At 64.4% G+C, this 1870-nt stretch carries 4 protein-coding genes; all 4 read right to left on the bottom strand.

Annotated features, from left to right (window positions below):
- Positions 1-211 (bottom strand): transporter substrate-binding domain-containing protein (locus EN742_RS33675; protein WP_245492460.1); only part of this gene is annotated, 211 nt, incomplete at its 3' end.
- Positions 212-404: 193 nt separating this feature from the next.
- A complete protein-coding gene (gene mobB / locus EN742_RS33670) occupies positions 405-914 on the bottom strand; it encodes a molybdopterin-guanine dinucleotide biosynthesis protein B (RefSeq protein WP_126054508.1) in 510 nt (169 codons plus the stop codon).
- On the bottom strand, positions 911-1537 hold the full coding sequence (mobA, locus tag EN742_RS33665) for a molybdenum cofactor guanylyltransferase MobA (RefSeq protein WP_126054509.1): 627 nt from the start codon (positions 1535-1537) through the stop codon (positions 911-913). Before mobA ends, mobB begins: the two co-directional genes overlap by 4 nt.
- A 56-nt stretch (positions 1538-1593) precedes the next feature.
- On the bottom strand, positions 1594-1870 hold a 277-nt coding region (locus EN742_RS33660), incomplete at its 5' end, for a DMT family transporter (RefSeq protein ID WP_148670467.1).

Raw genomic sequence — 1870 nt, 5'->3', positions numbered from 1 at the left:
CCTTCATCTCGTCGCAGAGCGCCTTGGCGATATCGACGTCGAAACCAACGAGCTGGCCGTCGGCGGCCAGATTGTTGAAGGGCGGATAGGCGCCTTCAGTCCCGATTCGCAGGGTCTTTTCCTGAACCTGGGCAACGCCAAGCGTCAGCAGCGCGGCCGAAGCGGCGAGCGCAATACGCAGTGCAATACGCATGATAATCCTCTCATGTATCCGGCCGCTGTTCCATGCGGCTCTGTGAGCGGTGCTTTTGACCGCCCGCTGGTGGCGATACTCCCACTCTTTCCCCGAAAAAAGCAACTGCAAAACAATGGCTCTGGGGATTTGCATTCCCGGCCAAAGATGACGCAAGGTTAGAGGTCGGGAACAAGTTTAGCGGCGGCTGAAAGCTGTTTCGCCGGCGCGCTCAGCGCCCCAAGCCCGAGACGCTTTCGACGAAGTCGGCTATCGATTTGACGTCGTCGAGATCGAAGACCGGCAGGCTCCCGCCTTCGGCAGCGAAGTCCGCGGCGATGGCGACGATGTTTGGATCATTGACTGACAGCGGCGTCCTGTCCTTGGCCTCAAGGCGGCGCGTCTCGATCTTCTTGTGCGCCTCGCGCTTGTAGCCTTCGACCAGCACGATGTCGGATAGCGCCAGCCGCGCCAGGATCGCCTCCAGCGTCGGCTCATCCTCATCGCGCAATTCGTGCATCAGCGCCCAGCGTCGGCCCGATACGACCGCGACCTCGGTGGCGCCGGCCTCGCGGTGGCGAAAGGAGTCCGCGCCAGGCTTGTCGATGTCGAAATCATGATGGGCGTGCTTGACCGTCGAGACCGTCCAGCCGCGCCGCACCAATTCGGCGACCAGCTTCTCGGTCAGTGTCGTCTTGCCGGAGTTCTTCCAGCCGGTGATGCCAAAAACGCGCCTGTTCATTCCTCGATGCTCTGCAGCAGTCGCTCGGCGATCGCAAGATCGTCCGGCATGTTGATGTTGAAGAACGGGTCGATCTGCTGCCCGCCCGACGCCATCATTGGAAACTCCACGTCGACGACGTCGTGCCGGTCGATGAAGGCGGAGACCCGCCGGTTGTCCTCGTCGACCAGGAACCGGCGCAAGGCGTCATGCAGGCCAAGCGGCCAGAGCGCAAATGTCGGATGCCGCCTGCCGCCGGAGCTGGCGACAGTGATGGCTCCGGGCTTTGTGGCGGCGGCCGTAGCCAGCCGCTCGATCAGATCTTTCGGGAAAAAAGGCGTGTCGCCGGCGACAGTGACGACGGCATCGCAGGCGATCGACGCCCACTCGATGCCGGTCAGTATCCCGGCAAGCGGCCCGGCGTGGCCTTCCACCGTATCGGCAAGCACCGGCAGCCCGAACCGGGCGAAGCGCGCCGGATCGCCGTTGGCGCTCAGCGCCAGCGGCCCGACCTGTGGAACGAGGCGCGCCACGACGTGGTCGAGCAGGCTGCGGCCGCCGAGCACAAGCAGGGTCTTGTCGCCGCCGCCCATGCGCCGTGACTGGCCGCCGGCCAGGATGATGCCCGCTATGTTCTGGTCCATCGTGCGCTGTCTTCTAGCTGCCGGATCGCAAAGTCTCGGCGATCCTTGGGGCTGGCCTATATGCCGTCCGGCGCCATGTCAGGTCCAGCGCTTTCGGCGGCGGTCTGCCGTCGGCCGACGATGCGCTCGCGGTAGAGCGCGTAGAGGCCGGAGCCGACGATGATGGCGGCGCCGACGATCATCGGCAGGTCGGGGACATCGCCGAAGATGACGAGGCCGAGCAGGATCGACCAGAGCAGGGCGGTGTAGCGGAACGGCGCAATGAAGGAGATGTCGCCGGAGCGCATCGCCATGATGATAAATTGGTAGCCGATCAGCACCAGCACTGCCGCC

The sequence above is a fragment of the Mesorhizobium sp. M4A.F.Ca.ET.020.02.1.1 genome (assembly GCF_004022645.1).
GTDB lineage: Bacteria > Pseudomonadota > Alphaproteobacteria > Rhizobiales > Rhizobiaceae > Mesorhizobium.
Note: the sequence above shows the minus strand (reverse complement) of the source record. Positions and strands in the feature narration are given on the sequence as shown.

What these genes read in the sequence shown, in the direction of transcription:
- mobB (WP_126054508.1), bottom strand. Translation starts at nt 914, where the DNA reads ATGAACAGGCGCGTTTTTGGCATCACCGGCTGGAAGAACTCCGGCAAG.
- mobA (WP_126054509.1), bottom strand. Translation starts at nt 1,537, where the DNA reads ATGGACCAGAACATAGCGGGCATCATCCTGGCCGGCGGCCAGTCACGG.